Source organism: Rubritalea squalenifaciens DSM 18772, assembly GCF_900141815.1.
Classification (GTDB): Bacteria; Verrucomicrobiota; Verrucomicrobiia; order Verrucomicrobiales; family Akkermansiaceae; genus Rubritalea; species Rubritalea squalenifaciens.
Map to the genome: position 1 here is coordinate 585,906 of NZ_FQYR01000002.1, position 15,337 is coordinate 601,242.

At 56.2% G+C, this 15,337-nt stretch carries 12 protein-coding genes; 8 read left to right on the forward strand and 4 right to left on the reverse strand.

The features are described from left to right. Positions 1–33 precede the first annotated feature (33 nt). Positions 34–1,122 carry a hypothetical protein gene (locus BUB27_RS02815; RefSeq protein ID WP_143158026.1) on the forward strand — a complete coding sequence of 363 codons (1,089 nt, stop codon included), beginning with the start codon at positions 34–36 and terminating at the stop codon, positions 1,120–1,122. After that, positions 1,119–2,825: a substrate-binding domain-containing protein gene (locus BUB27_RS02820; protein ID WP_143158027.1), complete on the forward strand. Its 1,707-nt coding sequence runs from the start codon at positions 1,119–1,121 to the stop codon at positions 2,823–2,825. Before BUB27_RS02815 ends, BUB27_RS02820 begins: the two co-directional genes overlap by 4 nt. A 100-nt stretch (positions 2,826–2,925) precedes the next feature. Here the strand turns inward: BUB27_RS02820 and BUB27_RS02825 are convergent, their stop codons facing one another. From BUB27_RS02825 to BUB27_RS02835, 3 genes are all read right to left on the reverse strand, one after another. Continuing rightward, positions 2,926–4,398: an alpha/beta hydrolase gene (locus BUB27_RS02825; protein ID WP_143158028.1), complete on the reverse strand. Its 1,473-nt coding sequence runs from the start codon at positions 4,396–4,398 to the stop codon at positions 2,926–2,928. Positions 4,399–4,464: 66 nt separating this feature from the next. Beyond that, on the reverse strand, positions 4,465–4,920 hold the full coding sequence (locus BUB27_RS02830) for a 6-pyruvoyl trahydropterin synthase family protein (protein ID WP_234991654.1): 456 nt from the start codon (positions 4,918–4,920) through the stop codon (positions 4,465–4,467). A gap of 46 nt (positions 4,921–4,966) precedes the next feature. Beyond that, complete coding sequence (locus tag BUB27_RS02835) at positions 4,967–6,397, reverse strand: sulfatase (protein ID WP_143158029.1); 1,431 nt, start codon at positions 6,395–6,397, stop codon at positions 4,967–4,969. Positions 6,398–6,664: 267 nt separating this feature from the next. Between BUB27_RS02835 and BUB27_RS02840 the strand changes: the two genes are divergently transcribed. Together BUB27_RS02840 and BUB27_RS02845 are read left to right on the forward strand one after the other, a co-directional pair. Then, positions 6,665–6,916 (forward strand): type II toxin-antitoxin system Phd/YefM family antitoxin, encoded by a 252-nt coding sequence (locus tag BUB27_RS02840; RefSeq protein WP_143158030.1) that lies wholly within the window; start codon positions 6,665–6,667, stop codon positions 6,914–6,916. After that, a complete protein-coding gene (locus BUB27_RS02845) occupies positions 6,907–7,164 on the forward strand; it encodes a Txe/YoeB family addiction module toxin (RefSeq protein ID WP_143158031.1) in 258 nt (85 codons plus the stop codon). The genes BUB27_RS02840 and BUB27_RS02845 overlap by 10 nt, the downstream gene beginning before the upstream one ends. 7 nt (positions 7,165–7,171) lie before the next feature. Here the strand turns inward: BUB27_RS02845 and uvrA are convergent, their stop codons facing one another. Next, a complete protein-coding gene (gene uvrA / locus BUB27_RS02850) occupies positions 7,172–12,775 on the reverse strand; it encodes an excinuclease ABC subunit UvrA (RefSeq protein ID WP_425500464.1) in 5,604 nt (1,867 codons plus the stop codon). A gap of 237 nt (positions 12,776–13,012) precedes the next feature. On the opposite strand from uvrA, the gene BUB27_RS02855 reads away from it, so the two are divergent. The 4 genes from BUB27_RS02855 to BUB27_RS02870 all read left to right on the forward strand — a co-directional run bounded on the left by BUB27_RS02855 (position 13,013) and on the right by BUB27_RS02870 (position 15,289). After that, positions 13,013–14,236 (forward strand): DUF2971 domain-containing protein, encoded by a 1,224-nt coding sequence (locus BUB27_RS02855; protein ID WP_143158033.1) that lies wholly within the window; start codon positions 13,013–13,015, stop codon positions 14,234–14,236. A gap of 90 nt (positions 14,237–14,326) precedes the next feature. Beyond that, positions 14,327–14,689 carry a hypothetical protein gene (locus tag BUB27_RS02860; RefSeq protein ID WP_143158034.1) on the forward strand — a complete coding sequence of 121 codons (363 nt, stop codon included), beginning with the start codon at positions 14,327–14,329 and terminating at the stop codon, positions 14,687–14,689. An 82-nt stretch (positions 14,690–14,771) separates the two neighbouring features. After that, positions 14,772–15,032: a type II toxin-antitoxin system Phd/YefM family antitoxin gene (locus BUB27_RS02865; RefSeq protein WP_143158035.1), complete on the forward strand. Its 261-nt coding sequence runs from the start codon at positions 14,772–14,774 to the stop codon at positions 15,030–15,032. Next, the gene (locus BUB27_RS02870) at positions 15,029–15,289 is read left to right on the forward strand and encodes a Txe/YoeB family addiction module toxin (protein WP_143158036.1); all 261 of its coding nucleotides are present in this window, start codon (positions 15,029–15,031) and stop codon (positions 15,287–15,289) included. The genes BUB27_RS02865 and BUB27_RS02870 overlap by 4 nt, the downstream gene beginning before the upstream one ends. Positions 15,290–15,337: the final 48 nt, after the last annotated feature.

Genomic DNA, 15,337 nt, shown 5'->3' on the forward strand with positions numbered 1-15,337 from the left:
TTTCTGTTAGGGGGTGTGCCTATAGGATGCACCGTGAACAGAGACAAAAAAGATATCATGATCGATCAGGAGTCCTGGATTCCTGTTCAGTGCTCTGGACTCGCTGCTCCTCATTTGAAAGTTCATTACCATGATCCTCGTGTGCACGAGGTGCTGGTGGCCGCCTTCGGGGATTTGTTTCCTGCGATCGTGAAGGATGAGAAGACTGGTGAGTTCTACTACGCGTCTAACAACGAAAGTGGCCGTAATCTCGTCGAGAGTTCCGAGCCCGTCAAAAACATCGTCGATGTGCCGCGCGCAGAGATGATGCGCCTGATGGAGGGCTGGCTCAGGCTACGCAGACGTTTGCAGGAGGAGAAGATCCCGGCAAACCTACAGCCTGTCCTGCTGAACTTCCACGTGCCAAGTCCGCGCCGTAGCCTGGACCGCTACCGCATCTATCAGCAAGGCGAGGAGAAGCGCCTCTTCATCCTGTGGGGCTTTGAGAAAAAGGATGCTCCGGCCATTTCCGTGGAGAAGGCCATCGCGCTCTTAATGGATGTGCCGCTCGGCCATCTACGCAGCATCCTCTCTACCTCCATGCCTGCCAATACGGGGACAGTGCCAGTCAAGGCTGTGGCTGAAGAAGCCCAGCGCAAGCTGATGGAAGTCAAGAATCAGCAAGACAACCAAAACGGAGCCAAGCTGATGATCGGCGCGATCGCTGCGGTCTTTGTCCTCCTGCTCGGCGTGGGTGCTTTCATGCTGTTAGGTGATAAAGATGAGCCCAAGCAGGTGGAGACTATCGTGATCCGCGAGCAAGTTCCTGCACCACCCGTGACCAAGGCTGAGCCAGAGGTGAAGCCCGAGCCAGTAGCAGCCCCTGTGGCAGAGGTGGAGAAGAAGCCTGAGCCTGCCCCAGTGGCCGTGATCGATCCCAAGCCGGCACCCAAGCCGGAGCCAGCCAAGGTGAACCCACTGGACCTGATGGCCAAGGCTGAACCAGTAAAGCCTGCTGCCTCCAGTGCCAGTTTATTAGATCAAATGTCCGGAGCGGATACTGGCAAAGAAAAGCCGGATCTCAATGGCATGCTGCCGAAGACCGGCAAGAAGAATGATTTACTCAACCAAATGACAAGATGAACACACGAAAGACCAAGCACACAAGCTTCCGATCATTGATCGGTCTGGCGTTCTTCTTCATGAGTATCTGCGGCGCCTTTGCCCAGGATACTGGCATGAAAGAAGAGTTCGCCAAACTCCAGGAGCAGCGCGAACAGCGTACCTCCCTGATCGACTACCTCAAGAATACCAAGCAGGTAAGTGAAACCGCAGCAGGCACTCTGAGCCTTGCAGACAATGCCCCGGCCGCCGCCAAACAAGCCGTTGAGTCCGAGAACAAGGACCGCCAGCGCATGTTTGTGATTATTGCGAGCATCCAGGGATCCACCGTGGCCAAAGTGGCCAAGGAGTTCGCCCAGCGTATGGGCGTGGATGTGAATGCCAAGAAGATGGTGACCACCCTGCGTGTCCATGGTTCCAATACCGTGGGTGCCAGCCTGGCCCCAGCTTTGGTGCGCGCCTTCCTCAAGGATAAAGGCTTCACTGGCATCACAACAGACCGCGATGGTGTGGAAGCGATGATTTCTTATTCCAAGCCAGGTGACAACACCATCTATCAGGTGGAGATCAAGGCTCACGGATCCAGCACTGCTTTCGGTGAGACGGATTCTAACAAGGGAGTCGGCTTGCTCGGAAAATTCTGTGATATTGGCATGGCTTCCCGTCCGATGAAGGACAAAGAGCAAAAGGCTCTGATGGATGCCGGCATGGGTGACATGCGCACCGCGGCCAGCGAGTTCCCGATCGCCCTTGACGGGGTGGCAGTCGTGCTGAACCGCAGTAACCCGATCCAGGCTCTTACTGTAGAGCAGATCGCTGAGATTTTCTCCGGTAAAATTTCTAACTGGAAGCAGCTCGGCGGTGAGGACCTGCCCATCCAGATCTTCGCCCGTGACGAGCAGTCCGGTACCTGGGATACCTTTAAGTCCCGCGTGCTTAAGCCGTTCAAATTCAAACTGAGCGAGAACAACGTGAAGCGCTTCGAGGACTCCGCCTTGCTGGTGCGCAACGTAGCCGCCACCAAGGGTGGCATCGGTTTCACTGGCCTAGCCTATGTGGACTCCACAGTCAAAGGTCTCGCCGTACAGGCAGGTAAGGAAGCCCGCCCGTTCCAGCCGACCCGCCTTACCGTAAAGACTCAGGACTACCCGCTGGCGCGCCTGCTTTATTTCTACCTTCCGGTGAATGCGAGCAGCCTCTCCAGAGACTTCGTCAAGTTCACCATGTCTAACGATGGCCAGGAAGTAGTGGATAAGTCTGGTCTCGTCGGCCAGGGTCTTTCCAGCCAGGTGGACCGCAACAACGCGGACCAGCTGAAGAAGCAACTTCTCTCAGATGCCTCTGTGCCTCAAGCCTACAAGATGCTGATCGCTAATTCCGACCGCTCAGACACCCAGGCGAACATCCGTTTCGTGCAGGGTTCCAACGAGCCTGACATCAACTCCCTGAACAACCTCGACCGTCTTGCCAGCTACCTGGCGAACCCTGGTCACGAGAAGTTTGGTGTCGTGCTCGTAGGTTTCGCAGACAGCGTGGGTAACCAGTCCAGCAACCTCAGACTCTCCAGAAAGAGAGCCGAAGAGGTCAAGGCACTACTGGAAGCCAAAGGCGTGCGTAACATCACTGCAGAAGGCTTCGGTGAAGCCATGCCTGTAGCGGACAACGGCAGCGAAAGCGGCCGCGCGCAGAACCGCCGCGTAGAGATCTGGCTTACCCGTAAGTAAGCGATTCAAAGCGTTCCAATTTTTGTTGGAGGTGTTCCCGGTCAGTGTGCTTTTATCGGCACGCTGGCCGGGATTCTTTTTTATAGCTTCAGCAAATCCCTTACTCAGCCCGGTCGAGTGCCGGGCTTTCTTGGATCCGCTTTTTCATGAGCTTGAACATCGGGTCGAGCTGGCCTTCCGGGATGTGGTGGCCCTGTCCTTCCATGTAGGTGAACTTGGCATCGCAGCCGATCTGCTGGCAGGTTTTCTCAAAGGCACGCACGGAATGATCGAGGAAGAAGAGGTCTTGTTCATGAACGAGGACGTTGATCTTGCCGCTGAGCTGCTCCTTGTTGTTCTTCCATTGGGTTTTGATCAGGCTGGAGATTTCGTAGGGCTTCCAGTGCTTGAGAGCTTCGTGATCCATCTCTCCGGTCTCCTCATCATAGAAGAGCCGCGGGCTGCCGTCATCCAGGCGCTCGGAGAAGACCGCCGCAAAGGACTTCAGCTGGCCACCCGGGCCAATGGCCCGCTCATAGGCGGCCATGTCTTTGTAGTAGAGGCTTTTCCCTCTCATGATCGGCAGCGAGAGTGGGCGTGGCTTACCATCCTCCTGGTAGTAGAAGGATTTGATTTCATAGAAATTACTGTCCTGGAAGTGGGCGAAGTCCAGCGGGTCCGGGCCAAAGCCCCAGCAGCCAGCGAAGTGCTCCGGGTACTTCACCTGCAGCCAGATGGAGGACCAGCCACCGGAGGAGACGCCTGTGACGTAGCGGTGTTCTGGACCAGCGCCGCCGTAGGTCTTGTCGATGTGGGGCATCAGCTCTTCCGTAAGCGCTGTGCCCCAAGGCCCGTTGACCTCGGAATCCGCAAAGACATGATGACCCCAGCGGCAGTTCGGGTCCGGGATGATGGTGATCACATCCTTGAGATTTTCAGTCCCCAGGTCGGAGAAAATGCCCCAGTAGTTCAGGTAGGTGCCGGTATAGCCGTGCACGTAGACCAGCACGGGATAGCGTTTCTCCGGATCCCAGTTTTCAGGCAGCAGCAGGGTGTAGAGCATGTCCGTAGGGCGCTCGTGGAACTGGCTGAGCTTCTCACTGCGGAAGGAGGCGATGCGTAGCCTGCCTTTATTGACGGGCTTGAATGGCTTGGCCTTGCGGCTGGCAGTCAGCTCGTAGTGGTGGTCTTCCTCCTCGCTGAAGCGCACATCGATGGTCGCACTGTGGAGATCGTCAAAGCCTACGCCGGGTACGGGCCAGTTCTCAGTCAGCCGGACGATGGCCTGCGCCTTCAGTGGCTTGTTCGGGAGCTTGCCATCGAGCCCCAGGTAGCTGTTCTCATCCAGCGTGAGGGTGACTTTGCCATCGCGGTCTGTATCTTCCGCAGAGAGCAGATAGGGAGGACTGTACCAGGAGGACAGGGTCTTCACGGGCTCCTTGGAATCTGCACGCAGTGCGATGTAGACGATCGGGGTCTCGCTGGGTTTCTTCTCAGGCAGCGCGTAGCTGACTTCGAAGCTGGTCTTCGCCTGGGCGGCTCCTGCAAGAACCAGGCAGCTCAGGGCCAGGTGACTGAAACGACGAAAAAACATGCGCCTAAGCTGGAAGGCTGAGGCGCACTTGAAAAGTCAGAAGTTTATTCCAAGGGGAAATGGGGACTAGAGCCCGTATTCCGCCCAGGAGGAAGTAGTCTCCCAGACGCGGACGGTCTTGAGCTTCACTTCGGCGCGGACCGGGTACTCGGGATCCGGGTTGTCCACGTGGTGCTGGAGCTGGCCGCTGGTGTGGTCGAAAATCGTTTTGGCCATCACCTCGGTGGTGGGGTCCAGGTTTTCAAAGCCGATGATGCGGTCGCCGTAGGCTTCCTTGAAGAACTCGAACTTCGGGTCCGAGGTGTTCATGCAAAGGGCGTGATCGTAGGTCTCCAGGAAGTCATCCACCATGCGCTTCACCAGCTTGAAGTCGAAAACCATCTCGCGGTCGTCGAGTGAGTCGGCTTCAAAGATGAGCTCCACCTTGCGGGTGTGGCCGTGCGGGAAGCGGCACTTGTCCGGGTGCTTGGAGAGGAGGTGGCCGTTTTCCACCTCGATCATTTTGCAGATGCGGTAAGGCATGCCCTAGGCATACTATGGATTTCGCCTAGGGCAAACTCTTTACGATCTATGCCTTGTTCTTCCTCTTTTCCTTTTTGGCCTCTGGCTTGCCGTACTCAGGATTCTTTTCGGTAGGAATGTCTGCGCCGGATGCCTCCTGCCAGGCTTTCAGCTTGGCGAGCAGCTCGGTGACCTTGCGCGGGTTGGTCTTGGAGAGGTCCTTGGACTCGGTAGCATCCTCCTTCAGGTTGAAGAGCTCCACGGAGTTGTCCTCGAAATACTGTACCAGCTTCCAGTCTCCCTCACGGATCACGCTGCACGGGGTGGCGCGCCAGCCCTCGGTGTGGGCATCCTTCATGGCATCGCTGCCGTAGGACTGGAGGTAGCAGGGGAAGTGCCAGAAGAGCGCGCGTGCAGGCAGCTCCTCTCCCTGGACCAGGCCACTGAGGTTTACGCCGTCCAGCGTTTCCGGAAGCTCGGCGCCGCCAGCCGTGGCCAGTGTCGGGAACAGGTCTGTCTGGTGTACCGGGGTATCTGAGCTGCTGCCAGCCTTGGACTTGCCGGGCCACTTGATGAAGTAGGGCACGCGGATGCCGCCCTCGTAGAACATGCCCTTGTTGCCGCGCAGTGGCTTGGCGTTGGAGACCGGGCCGTAAGGGCCGTTGTCCGTGGTGAAGACCACGATGGTATTGTCCGCTAGACCTTGCTCCTCGAGGTTGTTGAGCAGGTTGCCGATCGCCAGATCCATGGCTTCCACCATGGCGGCGTACTTCGGATGATTGTGGTACTTGCCTTTTTCCTTGGCCTGGTACTTCTCGGTGAGATCCTCGCGTGCCTGGATCGGGGTATGGACGGAGTAGAAGGCCATGTAAGCGAAGAATGGCTTGTCCGCCTTGTGCTGCTCGTTGATCCAGCCGTTCAGGTCGCGGGTGAGGCGATCAGGCAGGTGCTCGCCCTTCGGGCCGTCTGGCAGTTGCGGGTTGTTGTAGGGGGAGAAGTATCCGCCACGTGGGCCGCCGCTGTGGTTGCCGCCGATGTTTTTATCAAAGCCGTACTTGGTGGGGTCCCCGGAGACGTGCCACTTGCCCGCATGGCAGGTCGCGTAGCCTGCAGCCTTCAGCGCTTCCGGTAGGGTGGTGAACTTGGGATCCAGCGTTTCGACGTTCTTGATCGGGATCAGCTTGCGCTTGGAGGACTTGCCGCGGGCTGAGCTGCCTACGGTGTAGACCTTGTGGCGGGCGCTGTAGACGCCGGACATCAGGGAAGCACGGGAAGGCGCGCAGTTCGCACAGCTGGCATAGCCATTGGTAAAGCTCAGGCTCTGGGACTTCAGCTTGTCGAGGTTTGGCGTCTCGTAAAAGTCTGAGCCCATGCTCGCGATATCTGTGTAGCCATGGTCGTCGGCATAGATAAGCAGGATGTTCGGCTTGTCCGCCGCCTTGGCAACGATGGGGACCAGCAAGAGCGCGGAGAGTCTGAGCAATTTACTAAATTTCATAAAACGATGTGTTTAGAATACGGTAGTGAATGAGGATTCTTACCATAGTATGACTGGGCACGTAAAAGCGTTAACGGGGAAATACTCTTGGCCACTTGTCGAATAGCCGATTATGATTCTGCAATGACTAAGGAAGAACGGATGAGGCGTCAGCTAGCATTGGCTAGATTGGTGATGCGTAAAAATCGTTGGATGCTCAGAAAGCTGGCTCTCTGAGTTGATGGAATTACAAATTGACAGAATTCTGGCACTACGTAGATTAGTCCTATGAAAACAGTCAATTACACCGAAGCGAGAAATGGTCTTGCGCGTCTGATGAAGGACGCCGAGCAGGATCGCGATGTAATTGCCATCACCCGCAATGGTCACGCCTCAGTGGTGGTGATGCTGCAGGAAGAATACGATAGCATGATGGAGACACTTCACCTGCTCTCGACTCCTGCCAATGCGAAGCGCATTCAGCAAGGTCTCGCGGATTACGAAGAGTCTAAAATCCAAGAGCACGAGCTATGCGACTAATGTGGCTTGAGGGAGGCTGGGAGGATTACCTCTACTGGCAGACCCAGGACAAAAAAACGCTTAAGCGCGTGAACGAGCTCATCAAAGACGCGATGCGCCACCCCTTTGAAGGTATCGGTAAGCCAGAACCCTTGAAGAGTAACCTGCGTGGCTGGTGGTCGCGCCGGATCACCCAGGAGCACCGCCTGGTCTACAAAGCGGAAGACGGCATGCTCATCATCATGCAATGCCGCTTTCACTATGACTAGGGGAGAATTACCCCAGCTCCTCCTGAATAAACGGAGCCGTACGTGAGTTCTTCGCTTTGGCGACTTTTTCCGGCGGGCCTTGGGCGACGATGGTGCCGCCTTGGTCGCCGGCTTCGGGGCCCATGTCGATGAGGTAATCGGCCTCGGCCATGATGGCGGTGTGATGCTCGATCACGATGACCGTGTGGCCCTCATCCACGAGGCGGTGCAGCACCTCGATGAGTTTTCTCACGTCTTCCTGGTGCAGACCGATGGTGGGTTCCTCGATCAAGTAGAGGTTCTTGTTAGTCGGTCCCATCTTGCGGACGCTGGCGCGGCCACGGGTGAGTTCGGCCACCAGCTTGAGGCGCTGCGCTTCGCCACCAGAGAGGGTGGGGGAGGCCTGGCCGAGCTTCAGGTAGCCGAGTCCGGTCTGGTCTAGCAGGGAAAGGGTGCGATGTAGCTTAGTGTGGGCGGAGAAGAACTCAGCGGCATCGTTGATATTCATGTCCAGTACATCGCCGATGTTCTTGCCGTTGTAGAAGACCTCCAGCGTAGCCGGGTTGTAGCGCTTCTCGTGGCAGGTGTGGCAGGGCACCCAGGTGGTGGGCAGGAAGTCCATTTCCAGCTTGATGCGTCCATTGCCCTTGCACTCGGGGCACTGGCCTTCGGCATTGTTGAAGGAGAAACGGGAGGCGGTGTAGCCGCGCATGCGGGACTCCGGCAGCTGGGCGTAGAGCTTGCGGATCTCGTCCAGCACCTTGACGTAGGTGGCCGGGCAGGAACGCGAGGTCTTGCCGATCGGGGTCTGGTCCACCTCGTAGCAGTACTTGAGCTGGTCGAAGTTCGTGGCGGATTTGAAAAGGTGATCGGTGTCCTTCTTCTTGCCGCGCTTCTTCTGGCCGGCTTCGTAGGCAGCCGGGATGGTGCCGCGCATCAGCGAGGACTTACCGCAGCCGGATACCCCGGAAATCACCGTGAGGCGACCCAGCGGGATGCGCACGTCAATGTCCTTGAGGTTATTGTAGCAGCAGCCCTGTAGCAGCAGCCATTCGTCCTTCGACTTGAGTGCGGGGATCTTGCGGCGCCCGCCGTGGATCGGGTGCTGCAGCGGATTGGCCAGTGCATGGCCGGTGCTGGAGTTCTTGGCGGCCTTGGTCGGGCGTTTGCTGAAGAGTGGTTTCGGATCGCCAGCATACATCACTTCACCGCCGCGAATCCCAGCTCCGGGGCCGAGGTCGATCAGCTGGGTGGCGCGGCGCATGGTTTCCTCGTCGTGCTCGACCACGATGAGCGAGTTCCCCCGCGTACGCAGGGCTTCTAGAGTCTGCAGCAGCTGGACGTTGTCACGCGGATGCAGGCCGATGGTCGGCTCGTCCAGCACGTAGAGTACGCCAGTCAGGTTAGAGCCTAGCTGGGCGGCCAGACGGATGCGCTGGGACTCGCCGCCGGAGAGCGTGTCTGCGGAGCGGTTGAGGGAAAGGTAGTTGAGACCCACCTTCTCCAGGAAGCGCAGGCGCTGGGTGATCTCCGGCAGGATGTCACGGGCAATGATCTTGTCCCTGCCCTCGAAGCTCCAGGTTTCTAACATGTCAGCCGCGGCAGTGACGGACATGTCGGTAATGTGGGCGATGTTGTGGTCGCGGATCAGCACGAAGCGCGCATTGCGCTGGATGCGGTCGCCCTGACAGCTCGGGCAGGTCACGCGGACGGTGTCCTCGTCATCAGAGAAATGCTTCAGCTCTTCGGCGATCTCGGCCTCGGCTTCTGAGTTGAACTCATTGGCCTTGCGGCGGGACTTGCGCTTTTTCTTGCCAGCACTCTCTGCGATCACGCCGTAGCCTCGGCATTCCGAGCACCAGCCACGTGGGGAGTTGAAGGAGAAGTGGTGCGGGTCCAGCTCTGGGAAGGAAATCCCCGTGACGGGGCTCACTCTGGCGGTGGAGTAGGTCTGAAACTCAAAGCTCTTGCCCTTCACCTCGGCCAGTGCGCACTGGCCTTTGCCCATAGCGAGTGCCCAGGAGAGCTGCTCGGCATCCGGTGCCTTGTCCGTGATGACGGCGAAGATGTCGTGCTCCTTGAAGCGGGCGAGAGGCTGGAAGGCCTCCGTCTCCACCAGCTTGCCATCTACCAGCAGGAGTTCGATTCCCTTGCGGCCCGCTGCGGCGGCGACATCCGTATGGTAACCCTTACGGCCACGGATTAGCGGGGATACGAGGTATTGTTTTTTCTTCTTGTTAGAGAAAGCCTTCTTCAGTTGTTGCAGGATGGCATCCTGAGTCTGGGAGACAACCGGCTCGCCGGATTCGGGGCAATGCTGCACGCCGAGCTTGGCGTAGAGCAGGCGCAGGAAGTGATAGATCTCCGTCACAGTGCCCACAGTGGACTTGCCGCCACCACGGGAGACTCGTTGCTCGATCGCCACGGTCGGGGGCAGTCCCTCGATCTTGTCGATGTCCGGCTTTTCCATCTGCCCCGCGAACTGACGGGCGTAGGGAGACATGGAATCGAGGAAGCGGCGCTGCCCCTCGGCAAAGATGATGTCGAAGGCGAGCGTGGATTTGCCGGAACCTGATAGACCGGTAACGACCACCAGTTCATCGCGCGGGATGGAGAGATCGAAGTTCTTCAGGTTATGTTCACGCGCTCCGCTGATGTGGATCGAATTACTGATTACGGATTTCTGATTACTGATGGAACCAGCGGCTTCGCCGACTAGGTAGAGGGCTTCGTCTTCCGCAGCCTTGAGCACGGCTGTTTCTGGCTCGGTGTCCAGGTGAAGGGCCTTGGCGGTTTCCGTCTTGGTCTTGAGAATCTCTTGCGGTGAGCCGGTGAAGACGCACTGACCGCCGTGCGTGCCGGCGCCGGGGCCGAGCTCGACCAAATGGTCGGCGGAGCGGATGACATCCAGATTGTGCTCGATCACTAACAGACTGTGGCCCTGCTCGGTGAGCGACTGGAAGACATCGAGCAGCTTTTCAATGTCGGTGAAGTGCAGGCCGGTCGTCGGCTCGTCGAGAATGAGCAGCTTGCCGCGACCATCGCCAGAGCTGGTGCTGGAGAGAAGCTGGCAGAGCTTGAGGCGCTGGGACTCACCGCCGGAGAGGGTATTGAGCGGCTGGCCGAGGCGCAGGTAGCCCAGGCCTACATCGACCAGCGGGCTGAGCGCGTTGGCGATCTTGTTCTTCAGGGAAATTTCCTTTTTGGCGTCGTCTGCTGATAGGGCGAAGAACTCGATGGACTCGGTGATGGTGAGCTTGAGGATATCGGCAATGCTCTTGCCCTCATAAGTGATCTCCAGTGCGGTGGCATTGTAGCGGTCGCCCTGGCACTCCGGACAGGTGATAAAGAGATCGGAAAGGAACTGCATCTCCACCTTCTCAAATCCATTGCCCATGCAGCGCTGGCAGCGGCCTTCGCCGGAGTTGAAGGAGAAGTAGCCAGGCTTCAGCTTGCGGTCCTGGGCTTCTGGGGTGCGGGTGAAAAGCTCGCGGATGGCATCGAAGGCGCCTGCGTAGACGGCAGGGGTGGAGCGCGGCGTGCGGGTAAGCGGGGATTGGTCCACACGCTCCACGCCTGCCAGTTCCTCGTAGCCTTTGAGGGATTTTACAAAGGCGGCATCCTCATCATTTGGTAGATGGAAGCGGTCTAGCAGGTTGAGGTAGATCACTTCATTCGCCAGCGTTGACTTGCCGGAGCCGGAAACGCCGGTCAGGCAGACGAACTTGCCCAGCGGGATGTCCACATCCAGCATCTCAATGTTGTGCTTGGTCGCTCCCTTGATGCTGAGCACCTTCTGCTTGGCGCGGGATTTCTTCTGGATGCGCGGGCGGGAGGCCGACTTGTCACCAGTCAGGTAAGGTAGAGTCGGGGACTCCTGGTTCTTCTTGCTCAGGGCGCTGAGATTTTTCGGAACCGGGCCGTGGTAGGTGATCTGGCCACCGTGTTCACCAGCCTGCGGGCCGATGTCGATCAGGTTGTCCGCATGGCGCATCACGGCTTCCTCGTGCTCCACCACCACAACGGTATTGCCCTTGTCGCGCAGGGAATGCATCACTCCGATCAGGCGGTGGATGTCCCTGGCATGCAGACCCACGGTAGGCTCGTCTAATACAAAGAGCGTGTTCGTCAGCGCGGCACCGAGACAGGTGGTGAGGTTCACGCGCTCGATCTCGCCACCGGAGAGGGTGCGGGCAGGACGGTCGAGCGTGAGGTAGGAAAGGCCCACCTGATTCAGGTAGGAAAGACGGGAAATGATTTCGCTGAGCGCGTGCTTGAGGGAATTCGAACGTTCGATGTTAGAGCTGTCGGCATCCTCCAGCGATTGCTTGGCGATCTTCTGGAACCACGGCAGCAGCTCATCCAGCGGGATGTGCCAGAGATCCGGCAGGGTCTTGCCATCGATCTTGAAGCAGAGTGCCTCGGGCTTCAGGCGGGTGCCCTCACAGGCGGAGCACTCGGTGTAGGCGCGGTAGCGGGAGAGGAAGACGCGCACGTGCATCTTGTAGGCCTTGGTCTCCATCCAGTCGAAGAAGCCTTTCACGCCGTACCATTGGCCGTTGCGCCAGAGATCGTCAGGGTCACCCTTCTCACCGCGCAGGATCCACTGCTGCTCGTCCTTGGTCAGGGAATGCCATGGGGTCACGGCGGAGATGCCCTTGTCCCGCGCGCAGCGGATCAGGTCCGCCTTGCACTCGGCGCCGCGCTCACCCTCGAAGGGCTTGATCACCCCTTCCTTGATTGAAAGCGTAGGGTCTTGGACTGCCTTTTTCAGATCGATGCCAATCACGCGGCCAAAGCCACGGCAGGTCGGGCAGGCGCCCAGTGGTGAATTGAAGGAAAAGAGGGAGGAAGTAGGCGGCTGCAGGGTGAAGCCAGTCTTCGGGTTCGACCAGCCGTTGAAGAATTCCTTCGGCTTGTTGGTCTGGGTCGGGATGAGCGTGGTGTGGCCCTTGCCAAAGGATAGCGAGGCCTCCAGCGCCTCGTGCAGACGGAGGCGGTTCGCCTTGCTGATCTTGATGCGGTCCTGGATGACATTGGCCATCGCGGCAGGCCATTTCTTGTCCGGGTCCACCGGTTCATCGGTACGGATCACCTCGCCCTTCAGCCAGACGCGCAGGTAGGCCTGCTGGTGCAGGAAGTCGCAGACTTCGGCCTGGGTGGAGCCGGAGGGAATCGGGATCGGGAAGGTGACCAGCAGGTTCTCTCCCTCGTGCTTGTCAAAGGCCCAGTCGCAGATGGTGGCCGGGGTGTCCGGCTTGATCTCGTCGCCCGTCTCCGGGTCATAGGCCTTGGCCAGCAGCGGATAGATCACCTTGAGGTAGTCGTTCAGCTCGGTGAGCGTGCCCACCGTGGAGCGGGTGGTGCGGATGTTGTTCTTCTGCTCCACCGCAATCGCCGGCGGGATGTTCTCAATGCGGTCTACCACTGGCTTGTCCATGCGGTCGAGGAACTGCCGCACATAGGGAGAAAAGGTTTCCACGTAGCGGCGCTGCCCCTCGGCATAGAGCGTGTGAAAGGCCAGCGAGGATTTGCCGGAGCCGGAAGGTCCCGTGATGACGGTGAGCTTGCCCGCCGGGATGTCCAGGTCCAGATTCTTCAGGTTGTGCTGCTTCGCCCCAAAGATGCGGATCGCATCCTCCGTATTGGTCTTCCGGGACTTAGTCTTGGCTACCTTCTTCGCCGTCTTCTTGGCAGCCTTCTTTGCTGTGGTTTTCTTCGCAGGCACGCCCAGAGCTTAGCGCGGAAATGATGGGTGGCAAGTGGTGGGTTGTGTCTGGATTTTAGACTTCGAGGTATTACGGCTGTTTTACTGGATTGAAAAGAGGTGGTGCTGTATTAGCAATGTATCTAGTTAGATAAAAAGCTCATGTTTCTTTTTAAGTACCAAAGCCCATCAAATTTGTCATTTAGCGCGTTAAAGAGAGGTGAAATTTATTTTGCTTCAGTTGGGGAATTGAACGACTCAAATGAATGCCGTCCGAATTTTATATACAAGGCTTCTCTGGAAATTTGGCAGCGTTTCGCGCATTTCATCTTGTTTGAAATTGCAATCGCGGGTGAGCATGTGTTGTTTGGGGGAAACAGAGAGAAGTTTGAACAGTTTGTTGATTTGTATGATGAAATTGGTGCGGAAGTAAAGAAGTCGGCAGGGCTTCGTGAGTTGTCAGAAGATAACCTAATAGGGTTATTCATAAAGGTTATGCTTGGGAATGTGGCAGGTTCCTATCCAGAAAATCAGTTGAGATATTTGGAGGAGCTCTCGTTTGCTGTACTAAAGGAAAAGCTTCCAGATATAAATGATGTCGACAGATATATTGCTGCTTTTTCAACAGATGTCACGAACCCAACAATGTGGGGTCATTATGGAGCAGCTGATCAAGGTTTCGCAATCGTATATGAAGTTGATGGCAATAAGTTAAGTGTGAGTTCATCCTTAGAGATACTGTATGGGTCACGACCTTCCGAAGAAGAAGGTGTGAGTTTGATTGGGGCATGGACTGATAAAGATCTAGAATTAGAACCTGTTACTTATAAAAAAAGCCCTCCTAAGGTGAATGGATTTCACTATCTAGTACATAAATTTCACTATTCGGAAGCAGAATATCACTATGATGTTCCCGAATTAATAATGGGGGATGCTCCTTTGAAAGATGATCACTTAGTTGGTTTGGTGAAGTATTCTGATTGGCGTTATGAGAGAGAGGTGCGTGCAATATTGCCAAAATATGGGAAAAGGAATTTTCCGCCTGATCTTCGATCGCTCAAAGTTTCACCGAAGCATGTTAAAGGAATAGTTCTCGGAAGTAAAATATCGAATGCCGATGCTCAGAGGGTATTTTTCTGCTGCTATATGTTAGTAAGCGAATATGCAAAAAATGCTGGTGAAGAATATGATTTGGAAAGTTTTTCTTTTTTTCAGGCCAAAGCTCATCAGTTTGAATTTAAAATGACTATAAAGCCCCTGGGAGTGCTCAAGAAAAGTTACATGGGTTCTCTTCCGTTTAAGCCTTTATGTGAATTAGAGATACCGCACCAAAAATTGCTACAGGACAAAGCAGCTATTTTAGGGAATGGCAATGTAGTTACCTAATATCTGTGATCTCTATTATTGTGGTGGCAAAATCTAAAAAATCCTGTTCATCCGAAAGCTTAGCGCCTAGTGCTACGTGTCATAAAACCGATGAGTGATTTGAAATACCACGTGCCGACTGGCGAGATGCTAGAGATCGACGGGCAGCCCCAACTGCGCTATGTGACTAAGCTGGAAATAGCGAGTGCTGCTGCCATGCAGGAGCAGATCGCCACCATCCTGGATGCCCATGTAGAGAGCTGGTCGAGCACGGAGTTCTCCGGTGGCATTTACCTGGCTTGCTGGAATGACCAGATGAGCCGCGAGCAGATGGAGCAAGTAGGTGCTGACCTGATCAGCGTCCTGACCGAGCTGCAAGGCGTGATCGATGAAAACAGCCTCACCTCAGCCAACGGCCAGCGTCTCACCCTTGGGGCCTCCCTGAGCCGCACCGAGAGCGAAGCGAGTGCGTAAGTCGTTTGAGGTCTTACGTTTGACATGTTAAGCGCTTGGTGAATTTAGTCGACAGATTTCCATTGTACGTTATCCTGTACGTATGAAGGCGATTACCTACACATCTGCGCGAGAGAATCTTGCCGCTACGATGGACAAGGTTTGTGAAGACCATGATCCAGTGATTATTACTCGGAAGCGTAATCAGTCCGTGGTGATGCTGTCGCTTGAAGACTACGAGTCATTGCAAGAGACTGCTTACTTGCTGCGGTCTCCAGTGAATGCAGCAAGGCTAGCAGAGTCGATTGCTGAGCTGGAGGCTGGTGGAGGCGTGATCAAGAGTTTGGATGATCTAGAGAAATGACGATTCAGTTCTCTACCAGAGCTTGGGAAGACTACCTCTATTGGCAGCAGCATGACCGAAAGGTTTTGAAGAAAATCAATGCCTTGCTGCAGGATATTTCCCGGGATGATCCTTACCAAGGGATAGGTAAACCTGAACCCTTGAAGCATGCCTTTTCTGGCTTCTGGTCACGACGTATCACCGATGAACACAGGCTAGTCTACCGTGTTTCGGATCAAGTGATCCAAGTAGCTCAGGCTAGATATCACTATATCTAGTTCGGTTCGAAGCGAGTGCCTAAGAATGATCCACCCAGCTCCAGCCGC

What these genes read in the sequence shown, in the direction of transcription:
- BUB27_RS02820 (WP_143158027.1), top strand. Translation starts at nt 1,119, where the DNA reads ATGAACACACGAAAGACCAAGCACACAAGCTTCCGATCATTGATCGGT.
- BUB27_RS02825 (WP_143158028.1), bottom strand. Translation starts at nt 4,398, where the DNA reads ATGTTTTTTCGTCGTTTCAGTCACCTGGCCCTGAGCTGCCTGGTTCTT.
- BUB27_RS02830 (WP_234991654.1), bottom strand. Translation starts at nt 4,920, where the DNA reads ATGCCTTACCGCATCTGCAAAATGATCGAGGTGGAAAACGGCCACCTC.
- BUB27_RS02835 (WP_143158029.1), bottom strand. Translation starts at nt 6,397, where the DNA reads ATGAAATTTAGTAAATTGCTCAGACTCTCCGCGCTCTTGCTGGTCCCC.
- BUB27_RS02840 (WP_143158030.1), top strand. Translation starts at nt 6,665, where the DNA reads ATGAAAACAGTCAATTACACCGAAGCGAGAAATGGTCTTGCGCGTCTG.
- BUB27_RS02845 (WP_143158031.1), top strand. Translation starts at nt 6,907, where the DNA reads ATGCGACTAATGTGGCTTGAGGGAGGCTGGGAGGATTACCTCTACTGG.
- BUB27_RS02855 (WP_143158033.1), top strand. Translation starts at nt 13,013, where the DNA reads ATGTTTCTTTTTAAGTACCAAAGCCCATCAAATTTGTCATTTAGCGCG.
- BUB27_RS02860 (WP_143158034.1), top strand. Translation starts at nt 14,327, where the DNA reads ATGAGTGATTTGAAATACCACGTGCCGACTGGCGAGATGCTAGAGATC.
- BUB27_RS02865 (WP_143158035.1), top strand. Translation starts at nt 14,772, where the DNA reads ATGAAGGCGATTACCTACACATCTGCGCGAGAGAATCTTGCCGCTACG.
- BUB27_RS02870 (WP_143158036.1), top strand. Translation starts at nt 15,029, where the DNA reads ATGACGATTCAGTTCTCTACCAGAGCTTGGGAAGACTACCTCTATTGG.